Origin of the sequence: Pseudomonas sp. S10E 269 (assembly GCF_002798465.1) — a bacterium.
Classification (GTDB): domain Bacteria; phylum Pseudomonadota; class Gammaproteobacteria; order Pseudomonadales; family Pseudomonadaceae; genus Aquipseudomonas; species Aquipseudomonas pergaminensis.
On the sequence record NZ_PHIJ01000001.1, the window covers coordinates 2,155,987 to 2,176,030 of the forward strand.

12 protein-coding genes, 2 tRNA genes and 4 rRNA genes are annotated in these 20,044 nt (G+C 55.6%); 10 read left to right on the forward strand and 8 right to left on the reverse strand.

The window, feature by feature from the left end; genetic code table 11:
• The first annotated feature begins 124 nt into the window (after positions 1 to 124).
• From CWC48_RS09930 to CWC48_RS09940, 3 genes are all read left to right on the forward strand, one after another.
• A complete protein-coding gene (locus CWC48_RS09930) occupies positions 125 to 640 on the forward strand; it encodes a sigma-70 family RNA polymerase sigma factor (RefSeq protein WP_078046278.1) in 516 nt (171 codons plus the stop codon).
• On the forward strand, positions 637 to 1,620 hold the full coding sequence (locus CWC48_RS09935; RefSeq protein ID WP_100491796.1) for a FecR domain-containing protein: 984 nt from the start codon (positions 637 to 639) through the stop codon (positions 1,618 to 1,620). Before CWC48_RS09930 ends, CWC48_RS09935 begins: the two co-directional genes overlap by 4 nt.
• 91 nt (positions 1,621 to 1,711) lie before the next feature.
• A complete protein-coding gene (locus CWC48_RS09940) occupies positions 1,712 to 4,198 on the forward strand; it encodes a TonB-dependent siderophore receptor (RefSeq protein WP_100491797.1) in 2,487 nt (828 codons plus the stop codon).
• A gap of 190 nt (positions 4,199 to 4,388) precedes the next feature.
• On the opposite strand, the gene rrf (CWC48_RS09945) is transcribed toward CWC48_RS09940, so the two are convergent.
• The 8 genes from rrf (CWC48_RS09945) to CWC48_RS09985 form a co-directional block, all read right to left on the reverse strand.
• Positions 4,389 to 4,504: ribosomal RNA gene (gene rrf / locus CWC48_RS09945) — 5S ribosomal RNA — on the reverse strand.
• Positions 4,505 to 4,613: 109 nt separating this feature from the next.
• A 5S ribosomal RNA gene (rrf, locus tag CWC48_RS09950) occupies positions 4,614 to 4,729 on the reverse strand.
• 157 nt (positions 4,730 to 4,886) lie between these two features.
• A 23S ribosomal RNA gene (locus tag CWC48_RS09955) occupies positions 4,887 to 7,778 on the reverse strand.
• Between the two features lie 248 nt (positions 7,779 to 8,026).
• A tRNA-Ala gene (locus CWC48_RS09960) sits at positions 8,027 to 8,102 on the reverse strand.
• A 30-nt stretch (positions 8,103 to 8,132) separates the two neighbouring features.
• A tRNA-Ile gene (locus CWC48_RS09965) sits at positions 8,133 to 8,209 on the reverse strand.
• A gap of 82 nt (positions 8,210 to 8,291) precedes the next feature.
• Positions 8,292 to 9,828, reverse strand: a 16S ribosomal RNA gene (locus tag CWC48_RS09970).
• The 16S, 23S and 5S rRNA genes sit together here with 2 tRNA genes alongside, the layout of an rRNA operon.
• Positions 9,829 to 10,457: 629 nt before the next feature.
• Entirely contained in the window at positions 10,458 to 11,678 is a 1,221-nt protein-coding gene (locus CWC48_RS09980; RefSeq protein ID WP_078046275.1) for a CaiB/BaiF CoA-transferase family protein, read from the reverse strand.
• A 12-nt stretch (positions 11,679 to 11,690) separates the two neighbouring features.
• A complete protein-coding gene (locus tag CWC48_RS09985) occupies positions 11,691 to 12,872 on the reverse strand; it encodes an acyl-CoA dehydrogenase (protein WP_003170842.1) in 1,182 nt (393 codons plus the stop codon).
• A gap of 157 nt (positions 12,873 to 13,029) precedes the next feature.
• Here CWC48_RS09985 and CWC48_RS09990 point away from each other — a divergent pair, with 157 nt between their 5' ends.
• The 7 genes from CWC48_RS09990 to CWC48_RS10020 all read left to right on the forward strand — a co-directional run bounded on the left by CWC48_RS09990 (position 13,030) and on the right by CWC48_RS10020 (position 19,931).
• Entirely contained in the window at positions 13,030 to 13,929 is a 900-nt protein-coding gene (locus CWC48_RS09990) for a LysR family transcriptional regulator (protein ID WP_100491798.1), read from the forward strand.
• 452 nt (positions 13,930 to 14,381) lie between these two features.
• Positions 14,382 to 15,503, forward strand: a complete 1,122-nt coding sequence (locus CWC48_RS09995; protein WP_099493329.1) for a Re/Si-specific NAD(P)(+) transhydrogenase subunit alpha — start codon at positions 14,382 to 14,384, stop codon at positions 15,501 to 15,503.
• A 15-nt stretch (positions 15,504 to 15,518) separates the two neighbouring features.
• Positions 15,519 to 15,839: an NAD(P) transhydrogenase subunit alpha gene (locus CWC48_RS10000; protein WP_003187417.1), complete on the forward strand. Its 321-nt coding sequence runs from the start codon at positions 15,519 to 15,521 to the stop codon at positions 15,837 to 15,839.
• The gene (locus CWC48_RS10005) at positions 15,839 to 17,275 is read left to right on the forward strand and encodes an NAD(P)(+) transhydrogenase (Re/Si-specific) subunit beta (RefSeq protein ID WP_078046272.1); all 1,437 of its coding nucleotides are present in this window, start codon (positions 15,839 to 15,841) and stop codon (positions 17,273 to 17,275) included. Before CWC48_RS10000 ends, CWC48_RS10005 begins: the two co-directional genes overlap by 1 nt.
• Positions 17,276 to 17,454: 179 nt before the next feature.
• Positions 17,455 to 18,948 (forward strand): acetyl-CoA hydrolase/transferase family protein, encoded by a 1,494-nt coding sequence (locus tag CWC48_RS10010; RefSeq protein WP_034110661.1) that lies wholly within the window; start codon positions 17,455 to 17,457, stop codon positions 18,946 to 18,948.
• Between the two features lie 318 nt (positions 18,949 to 19,266).
• Positions 19,267 to 19,482, forward strand: a complete 216-nt coding sequence (locus CWC48_RS10015; protein ID WP_012721550.1) for a DUF1127 domain-containing protein — start codon at positions 19,267 to 19,269, stop codon at positions 19,480 to 19,482.
• A 263-nt stretch (positions 19,483 to 19,745) separates the two neighbouring features.
• Positions 19,746 to 19,931 carry a DUF1127 domain-containing protein gene (locus CWC48_RS10020; protein ID WP_078046271.1) on the forward strand — a complete coding sequence of 62 codons (186 nt, stop codon included), beginning with the start codon at positions 19,746 to 19,748 and terminating at the stop codon, positions 19,929 to 19,931.
• The last annotated feature ends 113 nt before the right edge of the window (positions 19,932 to 20,044 follow it).

Here is a 20,044-nt window from a genome sequence, read left to right on the forward strand (position 1 = left end):
GATCCTCTTTTAACGTAGGAAACCGACAAGTGGTTACTCGAGGAGGATCGGTGTTGCAAAATTTTTCTCCCTCCCGAACAATGCGACTAATTATCATTTGTGACGTTTGGCCGAGTTCGCTTGAATGCCGTCTGCTGAGTACTTCCCGTGTGAAAACGCTGTTCAGGCGCTGTATTGCACCCATCACAGTTGGCTGAACACCTGGCTGCGTAGCCGTCTGGGCAACGCGGCGGATGCTGCCGACTTAGCACAAGACACCTTTGTACGCCTGCTGCAGAAAACCGAACGCTTTGAACTCAAGGCTCCCCGGGCCTTTTTGCGCACCATTGCACGAGGGTTGGTGATTGATCACTGGCGCCGCGAAGAGATCGAACGGGCTTACCTCGAATCTATCGCCCATTTGCCCGAGGCAATGGCGCCGAGCGCGGAAGCGCGGGCGCTGGTGTTGGAATTACTGGAAGATATTTCCCGTCTTTTGGAGGGTCTCAAGCCTAAGGTGCGTAAGGCATTTCTGCTGGCTCAGTGCGATGGGCTGACACACAAGCAAATCGCGATGCACATGGGCGTGTCGCTGCGCTCAGTGGAGCGTTATGTGGCCGAGGCGCTCTACCATTGCTATGTCCTGCGATATGAAACATGACACCCATGGATAATGCCGCGCGTTGCGGACTCGATCCCCGGGTGATCAAACAGGCTATCAATTGGGCACTGCGCCTGCGTAACAACCGTGCCAATGTCCGTCTGCGCGAGCAGTGTGAGCAGTGGCGCGAAGCTCACCACGACCACGAAGTGGCCTGGCAACGAGTACAGGCGCTGCAACAGGAGTTGAGCGGCACTCTGGCAGCGATTCCGGGCGCGCATGTGGCGCTGGAAAACAGTGCGCAGGGGTTGGGCCGTCGACAGGCGTTGAAGCTATTGACCGGCGTGCTGGTGGCTGGCTCAGCGGCCTGGGTAAGCCGGGATCTGACTGGCTGGCAGCGCTGGACCTCCGACTTCGCAACCGCCACCGGCGAACGTCGTAGCATCCAGTTGTCCGATGGCACGCGCCTGCAACTCAATACTGACAGTGCCGTAGACCTTGCCTTCAATCCTCAGCAGCGCCTGATAACCCTGGTGCGCGGTGAAATCCTGGTGACGTGCGGTGCGGCTGCGTCGGCGCCATTGTTGGTTCAAACACGTCACGGCTTGTTCGAAGGTATCGACGGACGTTTCGCTGTCCACCAAACCAGTGACTGCACGCGGTTAAGCGTGGTCAGCGGCAACGTGGCCATCCATTCACCACACCAGCCGAATGGGTTGTCGACCCAGGCCCACGCCGGCGATAACTACCTCGTGCGTCAGACCCAAGCCACCCTTGCTCCGCCTCTGGCCATGGACATTGGCGCCTGGACCGATGGGCTGATCGTGACGCGGGATATGCGTCTTGCGGATTTTCTATCAGAGGTTGGGCGTTATCGACCGGGTTACCTGGGTTGCGCGGCAGAGGTAGCTGATTTGCGGCTATCGGGGGTCTTCCGCCTGGAGAACACCGATCAATTGCTGGCGATCCTGGCGCGAACGTTGCCGGTTCAAGTGCGTTACCGCACGCGTTGGTGGGTGAGCCTGGAACGGTCGGCCTGATCGTTTGTTTTTTTGGCGGCTTTTTTCCGTGAGTCCGGCTTAGACAGTAAGCCTATCAATCTGCCCTCACCGGCCTCTACGGAACCTGATCATGACTGCGTGTTTCCACCACAACTCTTCCTACCCGTTATTGGGAAAAGCCGTACGCGTGGCATTAATGTCCACCGCATTGGGCATCAGCATGACGCCGATCGCCGGTATGGCTGCACAGGCCGGTATCTCGCAGGTCAATCAACGCTACGAGATACCGGCAGGCCCACTGGGTGAGGTGCTCAACCAGTTTGCGCGGCAGGCAGGCATTACCCTTTCCAGCACGCCCGCGCAAACCCAAGGTCGCCAATCAGCAGGGCTGCTGGGGGAATATTCTGCCGGACAGGGGTTGAATCAACTGCTCAATGGCTCAGGGCTGCAGGCCGTTTCTGAAGACGGTGTGAGTTTTGTATTGCAGGCCGTACAGGAAAGTAGCGCCCTGACGTTGCCAACCACTGATATCAAGGGCTTTGCATTGGGCAATGCGTTGGGAAGCATGGACGGCTACAACGCGACTCACAGCCAGATCGCAACCAAGACCAGTACGGCCTTGCTGGAGACCTCGCAAACCGTCTCGGTGGTCACGCGCGAGCAGATGGATGACCAAGGCTCGCAGACAGTCGCTCAAGCCATGCGCTACACGCCTGGTGTGTTGACCAACCCCTACGGCGCGACGCACCGGTATGACTATGTAGCAATGCGTGGCTTCAACGATGGATCGGTGGATAACATCTACCTCGACGGCTTGAAGTCCATGGGGGACAGCGGCACCTACAGCACCATGCAGGTAGACCCGTATTTCCTGGAACGTGTAGACATTCTCAAGGGGCCTTCCTCCGTGTTGTATGGGCGTAGTTCACCTGGCGGTTTAGTAGCGCTTACCAGCAAGAAGCCCCTGTTCGAGCCTTATCATCAGGTTCAGGCGACAGTCGGCAGCAATGGTCAACGCGGTATGGGTTTTGACTTCAGCGGTCCGGTAGATGACGACAAGCGCGTCGCCTATCGACTAACGGGGTTAGCGGATAAATCCGACACTCAATTCGACCACGCCAAGGAAAAGCGCTACGCACTGGCGCCGACGTTGAGCATCGACTTTACCGATGACACCTCGCTGACGCTCCAGGCTTATCTGCAGCACGACCCAGAGGGTGGTTATCACAGCGGTATGCCGGCCGATGGTGCGCTGCATCAACGCAATGGCCAGAGGATCTCCAGTCACTTCTTTGAGGGTGAACCGGCGGTCGATGGCTACAAGCGAGACCAGCAGTCCTTTGGCTATCAGTTTGAGCATCGCTTCAATGATGTTTTCACTGCGCGACAGAACTTCCGTTACCTGGACTCCAAGGTGAAGTTGGATCAGGTGTATGGCTATGGGTGGACCACACCGACCAGCAATGAGCTGAACCGCTACTATTCGGGGGGTGATGAGAAGCTGCATGCGTTCATCATCGATAACATGCTGCAGGCCGAGTTTTTCACAGGGGCGACTAAACACACGGTGTTGATGGGCGCCGACTATCAGCGGCGTAAAACCGTAGTGGACTGGACGAGCGGATCACTGCAGCCAATCAACGCATTCAATCCTGTGTATGGCAATTCCTCTATCAGCTATTACAACCCAACCAGTTATCTGCGCCGGCTGGAGCAGACTGGCGTCTATCTGCAAGACCTGATTGAAATGGATAAGTGGCGGTTTTCCCTGGGGCTACGGCAGGACTGGGTAGAGACCTCCGACGAAAATCGGATCGCCGAGACGAGCCGACCGGTTGGCACGGAAATAAGCGACAAACGCACCAAGCTCACTGGGCGTGCGGGGGCCTTGTATCTGTTTGATAACGGCCTGGCGCCCTACGTCAGTTATTCCGAATCCTTTAATCCCAACTCCTATTCAGACAGCGGCGGCAACCCGTTGGCACCTACTGATGGGACGCAGTGGGAGGTGGGGCTGAAATACCAGCCGCCAGGCACGGACAATCTGTTTACCGCGTCGTGGTTTCGTATCGACCAGGAAAACCTTGCGACCAAGCTGCCCCAGGAAAACTTTTATCGTGCTGTAGGGGCTGTGCGATCGCAGGGGTTGGAGTTGGAAGCCCATATGCAGCTGACTGAGAACTTGAAGCTGTTGGGCAGCTACACCTTTACTGACATTGAATACTCCAAGTCGATGGTGAGCACCCTGAGCACAGCTGGCAATCTGATTGAGAACCAGGGCAACTCTCCGACTCAAGCCCCGCGTCACATGGCGTCCGTTTGGGCTGACTATAAATTTAATCAGGGTGCCTTCGATGGCTTGAGGCTTGGAGGCGGATTGCGCTATGTGGGCTATAGCTGGGCGGATGCGGAAAACACAATGAAGGTACCTTCTTACACCTTGTTTGATGCCTCTGTAGGGTATGACCTGGGTAAGGTTGGACTGAAGGGCGTCGATGTAAGACTCAATGCCAACAACCTTACCAATGAGACCTACGTGGCTTCTTGTGCCAGCCTGAACTTCTGTTATTTGGGGGAAGAGCGAAACGTCAGCGCGACGGTGAGTTACCAGTTCTGATTCGCCCGTGTTTCACCCAAGCCAGCGCCTGATGTCAGGTGCTGGCTTTTTTGTTTCTAACTGCGGCTTCTCCTCGGTTTACTACGCGAGAGTGGCTCGCGTCACCGCAGAAGGGCAAGAAACTGGATCGCCAGGCCCCTAAACGACAAAACCCCTGTCTGCGTTAGCAGACAGGGGTTTCGGAATTCAATCTTGACGATGACCTACTCTCACATGGGGAAACCCCACACTACCATCGGCGATGCATCGTTTCACTGCTGAGTTCGGGATGGGATCAGGTGGTTCCAATGCTCTATGGTCGTCAAGAAATTCTGTGTACCAGACCGTTGCGCTAGCAACGTGCCGGTGAAATTCATGGACTTCTACATAAACAAAACCCCTGTTTGCGTTAGCAAACAGGGGTTCTGGAATTTAATCTTGACGATGACCTACTCTCACATGGGGAAACCCCACACTACCATCGGCGATGCATCGTTTCACTACTGAGTTCGGGATGGGATCAGGTGGTTCCAATGCTCTATGGTCGTCAAGAAATTCGGGTACTGAGTCGTGACCAGCTGGCCTCGCTTCAGCAAATTGGGTATGTGACAGCTTTCGGTGTTTTGTGAACGTCGAACTTTCGGTTCATTTCGTCTTCACACACCGCAATCTGATGCTCGTTAGAGTAGTCAAATTGCTTGGGTGTTATATGGTCAAGCCTCACGGGCAATTAGTATTGGTTAGCTCAACGCCTCACAGCGCTTACACACCCAACCTATCAACGTCGTAGTCTTCGACGGCCCTTCAGGGAACTCAAGGTTCCAGTGAGATCTCATCTTGAGGCTAGTTTCCCGCTTAGATGCTTTCAGCGGTTATCTATTCCGAACATAGCTACCCGGCAATGCCACTGGCGTGACAACCGGAACACCAGAGGTTCGTCCACTCCGGTCCTCTCGTACTAGGAGCAGCCCCTCTCAAATCTCAAACGTCCACGGCAGATAGGGACCGAACTGTCTCACGACGTTCTAAACCCAGCTCGCGTACCACTTTAAATGGCGAACAGCCATACCCTTGGGACCGGCTTCAGCCCCAGGATGTGATGAGCCGACATCGAGGTGCCAAACACCGCCGTCGATATGAACTCTTGGGCGGTATCAGCCTGTTATCCCCGGAGTACCTTTTATCCGTTGAGCGATGGCCCTTCCATACAGAACCACCGGATCACTAAGACCTACTTTCGTACCTGCTCGACGTGTCTGTCTCGCAGTCAAGCGCGCTTTTGCCTTTATACTCTACGACCGATTTCCGACCGGTCTGAGCGCACCTTCGTACTCCTCCGTTACTCTTTAGGAGGAGACCGCCCCAGTCAAACTACCCACCATACACTGTCCTCGATCCGGATAACGGACCTGAGTTAGAACCTCAAAGTTGCCAGGGTGGTATTTCAAGGATGGCTCCACGCGAACTGGCGTCCACGCTTCAAAGCCTCCCACCTATCCTACACAAGCAAATTCAAAGTCCAGTGCAAAGCTATAGTAAAGGTTCACGGGGTCTTTCCGTCTAGCCGCGGATACACTGCATCTTCACAGCGATTTCAATTTCACTGAGTCTCGGGTGGAGACAGCGCCGCCATCGTTACGCCATTCGTGCAGGTCGGAACTTACCCGACAAGGAATTTCGCTACCTTAGGACCGTTATAGTTACGGCCGCCGTTTACCGGGGCTTCGATCAAGAGCTTCGCGTTAGCTAACCCCATCAATTAACCTTCCGGCACCGGGCAGGCGTCACACCCTATACGTCCACTTTCGTGTTTGCAGAGTGCTGTGTTTTTAATAAACAGTCGCAGCGGCCTGGTATCTTCGACCGGCATGAGCTTACGGAGCAAGTCCTTCACCCTCACCGGCGCACCTTCTCCCGAAGTTACGGTGCCATTTTGCCTAGTTCCTTCACCCGAGTTCTCTCAAGCGCCTTGGTATTCTCTACCCAACCACCTGTGTCGGTTTGGGGTACGGTTCCTGGTTACCTGAAGCTTAGAAGCTTTTCTTGGAAGCATGGCATCAACCACTTCGTTAACTAAAAGTTAACTCGTCATCAGCTCTCGGCCTTAAGATCCCGGATTTACCTAAGATCTCAGCCTACCACCTTAAACTTGGACAACCAACGCCAAGCTGGCCTAGCCTTCTCCGTCCCTCCATCGCAATAACCAGAAGTACAGGAATATTAACCTGTTTTCCATCGACTACGCTTTTCAGCCTCGCCTTAGGGACCGACTAACCCTGCGTCGATTAACGTTGCGCAGGAAACCTTGGTCTTTCGGCGTGGGTGTTTTTCACACCCATTGTCGTTACTCATGTCAGCATTCGCACTTCTGATACCTCCAGCAAGCTTCTCAACTCACCTTCACAGGCTTACAGAACGCTCCTCTACCGCATCACTTACGTGATACCCGTAGCTTCGGTGTATGGTTTGAGCCCCGTTACATCTTCCGCGCAGGCCGACTCGACTAGTGAGCTATTACGCTTTCTTTAAAGGGTGGCTGCTTCTAAGCCAACCTCCTAGCTGTCTAAGCCTTCCCACATCGTTTCCCACTTAACCATAACTTTGGGACCTTAGCTGACGGTCTGGGTTGTTTCCCTTTTCACGACGGACGTTAGCACCCGCCGTGTGTCTCCCATGCTCGGCACTTGTAGGTATTCGGAGTTTGCATCGGTTTGGTAAGTCGGGATGACCCCCTAGCCGAAACAGTGCTCTACCCCCTACAGTGATACATGAGGCGCTACCTAAATAGCTTTCGAGGAGAACCAGCTATCTCCGAGCTTGATTAGCCTTTCACTCCGATCCACAGGTCATCCGCTAACTTTTCAACGGTAGTCGGTTCGGTCCTCCAGTTAGTGTTACCCAACCTTCAACCTGCCCATGGATAGATCGCCCGGTTTCGGGTCTATTCCCAGCGACTAGACGCCCTATTAAGACTCGCTTTCGCTACGCCTCCCCTATTCGGTTAAGCTCGCCACTGAAAATAAGTCGCTGACCCATTATACAAAAGGTACGCAGTCACAGAACAAAGTCTGCTCCCACTGCTTGTACGCATACGGTTTCAGGATCTATTTCACTCCCCTCTCCGGGGTTCTTTTCGCCTTTCCCTCACGGTACTAGTTCACTATCGGTCAGTCAGTAGTATTTAGCCTTGGAGGATGGTCCCCCCATATTCAGACAAAGTTTCTCGTGCTCCGTCCTACTCGATTTCATGACTAAGAGATTTTCGCGTACAGGGCTATCACCCACTATGGCCGCACTTTCCAGAGCGTTCCGCTAATCTCAAAGCCACTTAAGGGCTAGTCCCCGTTCGCTCGCCACTACTAAGGGAATCTCGGTTGATTTCTTTTCCTCAGGGTACTTAGATGTTTCAGTTCCCCTGGTTCGCCTCTTGCACCTATGTATTCAGTACAAGATAACCATCTTATGATGGCTGGGTTCCCCCATTCAGACATCTCCGGATCAAAGTCTGTTTGCCGACTCCCCGAAGCTTTTCGCAGGCTACCACGTCTTTCATCGCCTCTGACTGCCAAGGCATCCACCGTATGCGCTTCTTCACTTGACCATATAACCCCAAGCAATCTGGTTATACTGTGAAGACGACATTCGCCGAAAATTCGAATTTCTCAATTAAGAGAACTCACAAATTTTACCTTAGCCTGATCCGTTACCAGTGAAAGTAACGTTCAGTCTATCTTTCTATCACATACCCAAATTTTTAAAGAACGATCTAATCAAAGACTAGAAATCAACATTCACCATCGCTTGGATGGAATGCTCATTTCTAAGCTTTCAAAACTTCAGAAGCAGTAGTGGTGGAGCCAAACGGGATCGAACCGTTGACCTCCTGCGTGCAAGGCAGGCGCTCTCCCAGCTGAGCTATGGCCCCGTATTTCTACAGGCGTTTCCCACACAAAATTGGTGGGTCTGGGCAGATTCGAACTGCCGACCTCACCCTTATCAGGGGTGCGCTCTAACCAACTGAGCTACAGACCCAATTTCGGGCTGCTTCTTATCGTCTTCTTCAATGAATCAAGCAATTCGTGTGGGAACTTATGGAGCAGCTGATGTCGTCGATTAAGGAGGTGATCCAGCCGCAGGTTCCCCTACGGCTACCTTGTTACGACTTCACCCCAGTCATGAATCACACCGTGGTAACCGTCCTCCCGAAGGTTAGACTAGCTACTTCTGGTGCAACCCACTCCCATGGTGTGACGGGCGGTGTGTACAAGGCCCGGGAACGTATTCACCGCGACATTCTGATTCGCGATTACTAGCGATTCCGACTTCACGCAGTCGAGTTGCAGACTGCGATCCGGACTACGATCGGTTTTATGGGATTAGCTCCACCTCGCGGCTTGGCAACCCTCTGTACCGACCATTGTAGCACGTGTGTAGCCCAGGCCGTAAGGGCCATGATGACTTGACGTCATCCCCACCTTCCTCCGGTTTGTCACCGGCAGTCTCCTTAGAGTGCCCACCATAACGTGCTGGTAACTAAGGACAAGGGTTGCGCTCGTTACGGGACTTAACCCAACATCTCACGACACGAGCTGACGACAGCCATGCAGCACCTGTCTCAATGTTCCCGAAGGCACCAATCTATCTCTAGAAAGTTCATTGGATGTCAAGGCCTGGTAAGGTTCTTCGCGTTGCTTCGAATTAAACCACATGCTCCACCGCTTGTGCGGGCCCCCGTCAATTCATTTGAGTTTTAACCTTGCGGCCGTACTCCCCAGGCGGTCAACTTAATGCGTTAGCTGCGCCACTAAAAGCTCAAGGCTTCCAACGGCTAGTTGACATCGTTTACGGCGTGGACTACCAGGGTATCTAATCCTGTTTGCTCCCCACGCTTTCGCACCTCAGTGTCAGTATTAGTCCAGGTGGTCGCCTTCGCCACTGGTGTTCCTTCCTATATCTACGCATTTCACCGCTACACAGGAAATTCCACCACCCTCTACCATACTCTAGTCAGTCAGTTTTGAATGCAGTTCCCAGGTTGAGCCCGGGGATTTCACATCCAACTTAACAAACCACCTACGCGCGCTTTACGCCCAGTAATTCCGATTAACGCTTGCACCCTCTGTATTACCGCGGCTGCTGGCACAGAGTTAGCCGGTGCTTATTCTGTCGGTAACGTCAAAATTGCAGAGTATTAATCTACAACCCTTCCTCCCAACTTAAAGTGCTTTACAATCCGAAGACCTTCTTCACACACGCGGCATGGCTGGATCAGGCTTTCGCCCATTGTCCAATATTCCCCACTGCTGCCTCCCGTAGGAGTCTGGACCGTGTCTCAGTTCCAGTGTGACTGATCATCCTCTCAGACCAGTTACGGATCGTCGCCTTGGTGAGCCATTACCCCACCAACTAGCTAATCCGACCTAGGCTCATCTGATAGCGCAAGGCCCGAAGGTCCCCTGCTTTCTCCCGTAGGACGTATGCGGTATTAGCGTCCGTTTCCGAACGTTATCCCCCACTACCAGGCAGATTCCTAGGCATTACTCACCCGTCCGCCGCTCTCAAGAGAAGCAAGCTTCTCTCTACCGCTCGACTTGCATGTGTTAGGCCTGCCGCCAGCGTTCAATCTGAGCCATGATCAAACTCTTCAGTTCAAACATCTTTGGGTTTTTAAGAAACCCTAAACTTGGCTCAGCAATCGTTGGTTACATCTTTGATTTCTCGCGGAGTAACTTGTGATGCTGATAATCTTGTTGACTATCAGTCTGACTCCACAAGCACCCACACGAATTGCTTGATTCAGTTGTTAAAGAGCGGTTGGTTAAGATCTTTCGTCTCAACCGAGGCGCGCATTCTACAGCAGCCTCATTTGCTGTCAAGTGATTATTTTCAGAAGTTTTCGAAGATTTCTTCAACAACTTCAACCACTTGCGCTTCCGATCTCTCGTTAGCGGGAGGCGAATTCTACAGCGTTACACGCTGCTGTCAACACCTCTTTTTCTCCGCTTTCGACCGAGAAGATCGAAACGTTAATAGAGCCAAACAACACTGCTCTACCAACTCCTTCTGGGCTTCGATGATCTGAAGCAAATCGCTGTCGAATTCTGCGTAACTCTTTGTTTACCAAGGAGTTTTCCGTTTCGACTGCGCCGGAAGTGGGGCGAATTATAGACTTCCAGAATCTGCCGTCAACCCTTAATTTTACTTTTCTATCAATTAGTTAGAGTTGATTAAAAAACCATCAATAGAGAGCCGGTTATGCCCTCTATATAGAAGAAGGGATTCAGATAACGCCCGCAGCCTTCAATGCGACCACATTCGCCACACCCAATCCCAACACCTCTTGAAGCACCTTGGCCGTGTGCTCCCCCAGCAGGGGAGGCGCACTACGGTACTCCACAGGCGTTTTGGACAGCCGTATCGGACTGGCAACCTGAGGCACCATCCCTGCCAAGGCATGAGGTAACGCCATCGCCAGCCCACGCGCCTTTACTTGGGGATCGGCAAACACCTGCGCCAAATCGTTGATAGGCCCACACGGCACTCCAACCCGCTCCAACTGTGACACCCACTCAGCCGTCGTCTTGAATACCGTCGCCTGACGAATCAACGGGATCAGCTCCGCCCGATTGGCCACCCGCACCTTATTAGTAGAGAAGCGCGGATCATCCGCCCACTGTGGCTGCCCAGCCACTTCAGCAAACTTGCGAAACTGCCCGTCATTACCCACCGTCAGGATGAAATCACCGTCGGCCGTGGGAAAGTCCTGGTAAGGCACGATATTCGGATGCGCATTACCCAAGCGCTTTGGCGGCACGCCCGTTGTCAGGTAATTCATCGCCTGATTGGCCAGGCATGCCACCTGCACATCCAGCAACGCCATATCGATGTGCTGCCCACCACCGTCATGGTCCCGATGGGCCAGTGCCGCCAGTATTGCCACGGTCGAGTAAAGCCCCGTAAGGATGTCAGTCAGCGCCACGCCCACCTTCACCGGCCCAGCGCCATCCTCCCCCTCGGGCCGGCCGGTCAGACTCATCAGCCCGCCCAGCCCCTGAATCATGAAGTCATAGCCCGCACGCGCTGCATAAGGCCCGGTCTGACCGAAGCCCGTGATCGAGCAGTAGATCAGCTCCGGATTGATCTCCTTGAGCGACTCATAATCCAAACCATACGCTGCCAGGCCGCCCACCTTGAAATTCTCGATCAAAATGTCCGACTTAGCCGCCAGCTCACGTACCAGCGCCTGCCCCTCAGGCCGCGTGAAGTCGATTGTCACCGACTCCTTATTGCGATTGGCCGACAGGTAATACGCTGCCTCGCTAGTGTTCTCGCCATAAGCATCCTTAAGGAAGGGCGGCCCCCAGGCGCGTGTGTCGTCGCCACTGCCCGGCCGTTCGACCTTGATTACCTCAGCCCCAAGATCCGCAAGGATCTGCCCGGACCAAGGGCCCGCCAGTACTCGCGATAAATCCAGTACCCGCAGATGCGAAAGCGCGCCCATGCCGTGCTCCTATTAATAGAACGCCTGAAGACCGGTTTGCGCACGCCCCAGAATCAAGGCATGCACGTCATGAGTACCTTCATAGGTATTGACCACCTCCAGGTTGACCAGATGACGCGCCACCCCGAATTCGTCGGAAATACCATTGCCACCCAGCATGTCCCGAGCCATGCGCGCGATATCCAGGGACTTGCCACACGAGTTACGCTTCATGATCGAAGTGATCTCAACCGCAGCCGTGCCTTCGTCCTTCATGCGCCCCAGGCGCAGGCAGCCCTGCAAGGCCAAGGTGATCTCAGTCTGCATATCGGCCAGCTTTTTCTGGATCAGCTGGGTAGCCGCCAACGGACGCCCGAACTGATGACGATCGAGCGTGTATTGGCGAGCGGTATGCCAGCAGAACTCAGCAGCGCCCAACGCGCCCCAAGAGATGCCATAGCGTGCAGAGTTAAGGCAGGTGAACGGCCCCTTCAAACCACGCACGTCCGGGAAGATGTTCTCTTCCGGCACAAACACGTTATCCATGACGATCTCGCCGGTGATGGAAGCGCGCAGCCCGACCTTGCCATGAATCGCCGGAGCGCTCAGGCCCTTCCAACCTTTCTCCAGGACAAAGCCGCGGATATCACCGGCATCGTCCTTGCCCCACACCACAAACACATCCGCGATCGGGCTATTGGTGATCCACATTTTTGCGCCTGTCAGGCTATAACCACCTTCCACCTTGCGCGCACGGGTAATCATCGCGCCTGGGTCGGAACCATGGTTAGGCTCTGTCAGACCAAAGCAACCGATCCATTCGCCAGAAGCCAGCTTCGGCAGGTACTTCTGTTTCTGCGCCTCGGTGCCGAACTCGTTGATCGGCACCATGACCAGTGACGACTGCACACTCATCATCGAGCGATAGCCGGAGTCGACACGCTCCACCTCACGGGCAATCAACCCATAACTGACGTAGTTCAAGCCGCTGCCACCGTACTGCTCGGGGATCATCGCACCGAGCAAACCGGTCTCGCCCATCTCGCGGAAAATGGCAGGGTCGGTCTTTTCATGGCGGAAGGCTTCGAGCACACGCGGCGCCAACTTGTCCTGGGCGAACTGCTCAGCACTGTCGCGCACCATGCGCTCTTCTTCGGTGAGCTGTTGATCCAGCAGCAGTGGATCGATCCAGTTGAAGCTTGCCTTGCCAGCCATGAATAAGTCCTCGCGAAAGAATCAGAAGTCGTGGAAGCAGCCTAGGCCCGGCAAGCGCAGAGGGCAAACGAGGTTTCTGCATAGGGTTGTGCTAATTTCTCACTTCGAAGCAGCAGAAAATGGCGCATATGCGCCTTGGCAAGTGAGGACACGGTATATGCGCAGAAAAATTCCCAGCACCACCGCTCTTGTCAGTTTTGAAGCGGCCGCCCGCCACGAGAGCTTTACCAAAGCGGCGCAGGAGCTTTCGATCACTCAAGGTGCCATCTGTCGACAGATCGCCAGCCTTGAGGAATTTTTAAGTGTCGAGCTGTTTCGCCGCTCACGGCGCGGGGTAAAGCTGACGGAAGCGGGGCTGTCCTATAGCCGTCGCGTCGCCACGCAATTGGATGCGGTAGAGCGCGACACGCTCTCCGTCATGGGCCAGCAGGGCGCTAACACCATCGAGCTGGCCGTGGTCCCGACGTTCGGCACTCAGTGGCTGATACCTCGCCTCAAGGACTTCCAACGCCAGCATCCTGAAGTCACGGTCAACCTCACGAACCGAACACGCCCCTTCCTGTTTGCCGACACCGAATTCGACGCCGCAATCTACTTCGGCGATGCCGACTGGTCCGGCACCGAGTCCCATCGACTGATGGGGGAAAACCCCGTTCCCGTGTGCAGCCCTCGGCTACTGGGTAACCGCACGCAGTTCAGCCCCCAGGACATCGCAGAACTGCCGCTCCTGCAGCAAACCACCCGGCCCTATGCGTGGCGCCAATGGTTCAACGCTCAGCAACTGAACATCCCCCGCGACATGACAGGTCCGCGTTACGAGCTATTCTCGATGTTGTCCCAAGCCGCCATGCATGACATGGGCATCGCCCTAATACCCCCGTTCCTTATCCAACGTGAGCTGGAGGAGGGCCAACTGGTGGTCGCGAGCCCCGAAGCGCTGAGCAGCTCGAAGGCTTATTACCTGATGATTCCTGACAAAAAGGTCGAATCCGCGTCATTGCATGCATTCCGGGACTGGCTGGTCGACCAGTCCAAGCGCTACAGCCCTGATATTTAAAGGACAAACGCCATTTGCTGACTTTGTAGTCAGCAATTATTCACACCTACAGATATACATATATGTCGCATTTAAGCAGACTGTATCTGTCAGTCGAAAATAAGGCTCAAGGCCATGATCTACTTGGCTTGTAGCGACTAATACAAGCCAATGGCCGACTATTCACACCAACGATGAAAAAAGATTGCAAAAGCGCCTGCAGCCCTTTAAGCCCATGTATTTGAAGCGGTTATTACCGAGTGTTGCGACAATCAGTCACAGGGTGACTTGTAGTTAATTTTTCGTCACCCGTCATAATCCCTTGATGGCCGTAAAGTTCGCCTGCAAAATGCCGCGCCCCGCTGTCATTTCAGCGGGATCGTGCTGATCGGCCGCCCCAGTTGCGCCACTCGCGGTGCACTGGCCTTTTTACAAAAAGATCAAAAGCAAAAAGATCATGCAGGAGATTTGACGTGCACATTGGTGTTCCTCTCGAAACCCAGACCGGTGAAACGCGGGTGGCTGCCACCCCGGAAACCATCAAGAAGCTGATCGGCCAGGGCCATAAGGTCACTGTACAAAGCGGCGCAGGCATCAACGCCAGCATCGTCGACAGTGCCTATGTAACGGCAGGCGCAACCATCGGCAGTGCCGGCGATGCATTTGGCGCCGAGCTGATTCTCAAGGTGGTTGCCCCCAGCGACAGCGAACTGGCGCTGATCAAAAGCGGCACCGTGTTGGTGGGCATGCTCAATCCGTTCAGCAACGAAACCATCGCCAAGCTCGCCGAACGCGGCATCACCGCCTTTGCGCTCGAAGCGGCTCCACGCACCTCGCGTGCCCAGAGCCTCGACGTGCTGTCGTCCCAGGCCAACATCGCCGGCTATAAAGCCGTGTTGCTCGCCGCTCATCACTACCCGCGCTTCATGCCGATGCTGATGACGGCGGCCGGTACGGTTAAGGCGGCACGCGTGTTGATTCTCGGCGCCGGCGTTGCAGGCCTGCAGGCGATTGCCACGGCAAAACGCTTGGGTGCCGTGATCGAAGCTTCTGACGTACGCCCGGCGGTAAAAGAGCAGATCGAATCTCTAGGCGCCAAGTTCGTCGACGTGCCCTACGAAACCGATGAAGAACGCGAATGCGCCGTCGGCGTCGGTGGTTACGCCCGTCCAATGCCGACCAGTTGGATGCAGCGCCAGGCCCTGGCGGTTCACGAGCGCGCAAAGCAGGCCGACATCGTCATCACCACCGCCCTGATTCCCGGCCGTAAAGCACCGACCTTGCTCAGCGCCGACACCGTCGCGCAAATGAAGCCCGGCTCGGTAGTGATCGACCTCGCAGCCGCCCAAGGCGGCAACTGCCCGCTGACGGTCGCCGACCAAGTCGTCGTGGAAAACGGCGTGATCATCTGCGGCCCAACCAACCTGGCCGGTGCCGTCGCTGCCGACGCGTCAGCCTTGTATGCGCGCAACCTGCTGGACTTCCTGAAGCTGGTCTTCACCAAGGAAGGGCAGTTTGAAATCAACCTCGAAGACGACATCGTCGCCGCGTGCCTGATGTGCCGCGACGGCCAAGTCATCCGCAAAAACGCCTAAGCAGGGATTCAGTCGATGGAAGAGCTTATCTCCCCCGGTATCTACAACCTGATCATCTTTGTGCTGGCGATTTATGTCGGTTACCACGTGGTCTGGAACGTTACCCCCGCGCTGCACACGCCGTTGATGGCGGTGACCAACGCCATCTCGGCAATCGTGATCGTCGGCGCCATGCTGGCCGCCGCACTGACCGTGACCCCGCTGGGCAAGACCATGGGCACCCTGGCTGTAGCACTTGCAGCGGTCAACGTGTTCGGTGGCTTCCTGGTGACGCGCCGCATGCTTGAGATGTTCAAGAAGAAAGCCCCGAAAGTAAAAGAAGAGGCGCCGAAGTAATGAGCATGAATCTGGTCACGACGCTCTACCTGATCGCGTCGATCTGCTTTATCCAGGCACTCAAGGGCCTGTCACATCCCACCACTTCGCGACGCGGCAACGTGTTTGGCATGCTCGGCATGGCGCTGGCGGTGCTCACTACCGTGGGCCTCATTTATAAGCTCGGCGCCGAGCTGGCCACCGCCGGCATCGGTTACGTAATTGTCGGCCTGCTGATCGGCGGGACTGCCGGTTCGATCATGGCCAAACGTGTAGAAATGACCAAGATGCCGGAACTGGTGGCGTTCATGCACAGCATGATCGGCCTGGCTGCGGTGTTCATCGCCATTGCCGCGGTGGTCGAGCCGCAATCGCTGGGCATCGTCAAACACCTGGGCGACGCGATTCCTGCGGGTAACCGACTGGAGCTGTTCCTCGGTGCGGCCATCGGTGCGATTACCTTCTCCGGTTCGGTGATTGCGTTCGGCAAGCTGTCGGGCAAATACAAGTTCCGCCTGTTCCAGGGCGCACCGGTACAGTTCGGCGGCCAACACAAACTGAACCTGGTGCTCGGCCTGCTGACCCTCGGCCTCGGCCTGGCGTTTATGTTTACCGGCAACCTGACTGCCTTCGCCCTGATGCTGGCTTTGGCCTTCGTGCTGGGCGTGCTGATCATCATCCCGATTGGCGGCGCCGATATGCCAGTGGTCGTGTCGATGCTCAACAGCTACTCCGGCTGGGCAGCGGCAGGTATCGGTTTCTCGCTGAACAACTCGATGCTGATCATCGCCGGCTCCTTGGTGGGCTCCAGCGGCGCGATCCTGTCCTACATCATGTGCAAGGCGATGAACCGTTCCTTCTTTAATGTACTGCTCGGCGGCTTCGGCAACGCGCCGGATGCGGGTGCAGCGGCGGGTTCTAAAGAAGCACGCCCGGTCAAATCCGGCTCCGCCGACGATGCGACCTTCCTGCTGACCAACGCCGACACCGTGATTATCGTCCCGGGCTACGGCCTGGCGGTGGCGCGGGCGCAACATGCGCTCAAGGAACTGACGGAAAAGCTGACCCATCATGGCGTCACGGTGAAATACGCGATCCACCCGGTAGCAGGCCGTATGCCTGGGCACATGAACGTACTGCTCGCCGAGGCCGAAGTGCCTTATGACCAGGTGTTCGAGATGGAGGACATCAACTCCGAGTTCGGCCAAGCCGACGTGGTGCTGGTACTGGGCGCGAACGACGTGGTCAACCCGGCCGCGAAGAACGACCCGAACTCGCCGATTGCCGGCATGCCGATCCTCGAGGCGTTCAAGGCCAAAACCATCATCGTCAACAAACGCTCGATGGCCAGCGGCTATGCCGGTCTGGATAACGAGTTGTTCTACCTGGACAAGACCATGATGGTCTTCGGTGATGCCAAGAAGGTCATCGAAGACATGGTCAAAGCCGTCGAGTAACCCTGCTTCAGCGCAATACTCGAAACCCCGGCCTCCAGTAGGCTGGGGTTTTTTATTACCGCATGAAACCCGACCAAAGGCTCTAAATCGCTGCCTGGCATTCGACCATGGTAGCGGGCCGAAATTTTTTGAAATCACTAAACTGCGCACCTTGCTTCCGTAGCCTGAGATAAGAATCCATGTACCGTGATCGCATCCGCTTGCCTTCGTTGTTGAACAAGGTCATGAGCGCGGCAGACGCCGCCGCACTGATCGAAGACGGCATGACCGTTGGCATGAGCGGCTTCACCCGTGCCGGTGAAGCCAAGGCCGTCCCCCACGCCCTGGCCGAACGCGCCAAGACTTCCCCGCTGAAAATCACCCTGATGACCGGCGCCAGCCTGGGCAATGACCTGGACAAGCAATTGACCGAAGCCGGCGTGCTGTCACGGCGCATGCCGTTTCAAGTCGACAGCACGCTGCGCAAGGCGATCAACGCCGGCGAGGTGATGTTTATCGACCAACACCTGTCGGAAACCGTCGAGCAACTGCGCAACAACCAGCTCAAGCTGCCGGACATCGCGGTGATTGAAGCGGTCGCGATCACTGAACAAGGCCACATCGTTCCCACCACGTCCGTAGGCAACTCCGCCAGCTTCGCGATTTTCGCCAAGCAGGTGATCGTCGAGATCAACCTGGCACACAATCCAAATCTGGAAGGGTTGCACGACATCTATATCCCGACCTACCGGCCGACGCGCACGCCAATCCCTCTGGTGAAAGTCGACGACCGTATCGGTAGCACCGCCATTCCGATCCCGCCGGAAAAAATCGTCGCCATTGTCATCACCAACCAGGCCGACTCCGCCTCGACCGTGACGCCGCCCGACAGCGACACACAGGGCATCGCCAACCACCTCATCAACTTCCTAAAGCAGGAAGTCGACGCAGGCCGCATGACCAACAAGCTCGGCCCGCTGCAGGCCGGGATCGGCAATATTGCCAACGCTGTGATGTGCGGGTTGATCGAGTCACCGTTCGAAGACCTGACCATGTATTCGGAAGTGTTGCAGGATTCAACCTTCGACCTGATCGACGCAGGCAAGCTCAGCTTTGCTTCGGGCAGCTCGATCACCTTGTCAGAGCGACGCAATGCCGACGTGTTCGGCAACCTGGAACACTATAAGGACAAGCTGGTGCTGCGCCCGCAGGAGATCTCCAACCACCCTGAAGTGGTACGTCGCCTGGGCATTATCGGTATCAACACCGCGCTGGAGTTCGACATCTACGGCAACGTCAACTCCACCCACGTCTGCGGCACGCGGATGATGAATGGCATTGGCGGCTCCGGGGACTTTGCGCGCAATGCGCACCTGGCGATCTTCGTCACCAAGTCGATTGCCAAGGGCGGGGCTATTTCCAGCGTCGTGCCCATGGTCAGCCATGTGGACCATACCGAGCATGACGTCGACATCCTGGTGACCGAAGTCGGGCTCGCCGACCTGCGTGGCCTGGCGCCACGGGAACGGGCCCGAGTGATCATCGACAACTGTGTGCATCCGGCTTACCGCGATGCGCTGAACAGTTACTTCAATGCCGCCTGCGCAATCGGTGGGCACACCCCGCACATCCTGCGCGAGGCACTGAGCTGGCACATCAACCTGGAAGAAACCGGGCACATGCTCAAGGCGTGATTGGTACAGATTCGGGCTGATGCAAATACAGTTTCATCAGCTCGGCTGCGCCGGCCGTACTTATTGAAAAAACTGTACTGCTGTACCGGTCATTTCCTACTGAAATATCCTACTAGCCAGACCAAAAACACCCATTTCGCACTATTTGAGTGCAGACAGGTACAGTTGCCCCATTTCTGTACAGTACAGCGCCTATAAACAGTTAACTGGCCCCTCACAATACAGGTGAACTGTATCTAGAGAGTCTTGCGCCGGAAGAGGATCATTGGCATCAGTTAAACCACTACCTAATCCCGCCACAAGCGGAAGGATGTCATCATGGAACGTACACTCAGTTCCGAACTGTTTTTCGAAGAAAAAGCTGTAAACACCCAGGCCTCCCTGCCTCTGCGCGTTATCGCCAACCTGATGTTGTGGCAGCGCCGCATCTCCAGCCGCCACCAACTGGCTCGCCTGGATTCGCGTCTGCTGGCTGACGCAGGCATCAGCGAAGCTCAACGCTACGAAGAGCTGAGCAAGCCGTTCTGGCGCTGATTTAGCGCTCGCTGGCCCTGACCTGACGGGTCCACTGCCAGCAACCTGATTTGTCAAAACACAGCCCGCCCCGGGTAACCGGAGGCGGGCTTTGTTGTTTCTGGGATTCAAGTCCTCAGTGCGAAAACAGAAGCGCTTTCTGGAGACCGGTACAGTTTAAAAAATACTACAGTTGAACAGTACAATTTAAATCTGGTGTATCTGTATCGGTTCCACTGCCTAACCCAACATGGCGTTCCAAGACCTCATGAAAGGGACTCTCCATGGACACACCTTCTGCCTTATATAAGCGGCTACTGCAACGCACTGCCGCAACGCTGGCCAAATGGCTGCGCCAGGCCTATGAACGACGCCAATTGTCGAAGCTTGATACGCGGGAACTGTCCGACCTGGGCATCAGCCATGGCGATCGCATGGCTGAAATATCCAAACCGTTCTGGCGTGACTAGGCAGTCATGGCGCTTCCCGAACGCATAAACGGCAGCTTAATATCCAGTCACCACGTGGCGAGGCGCCTGGTACAGGCGTCTGATCCCCAATGGCTGCCCTGCGCCACCTTATC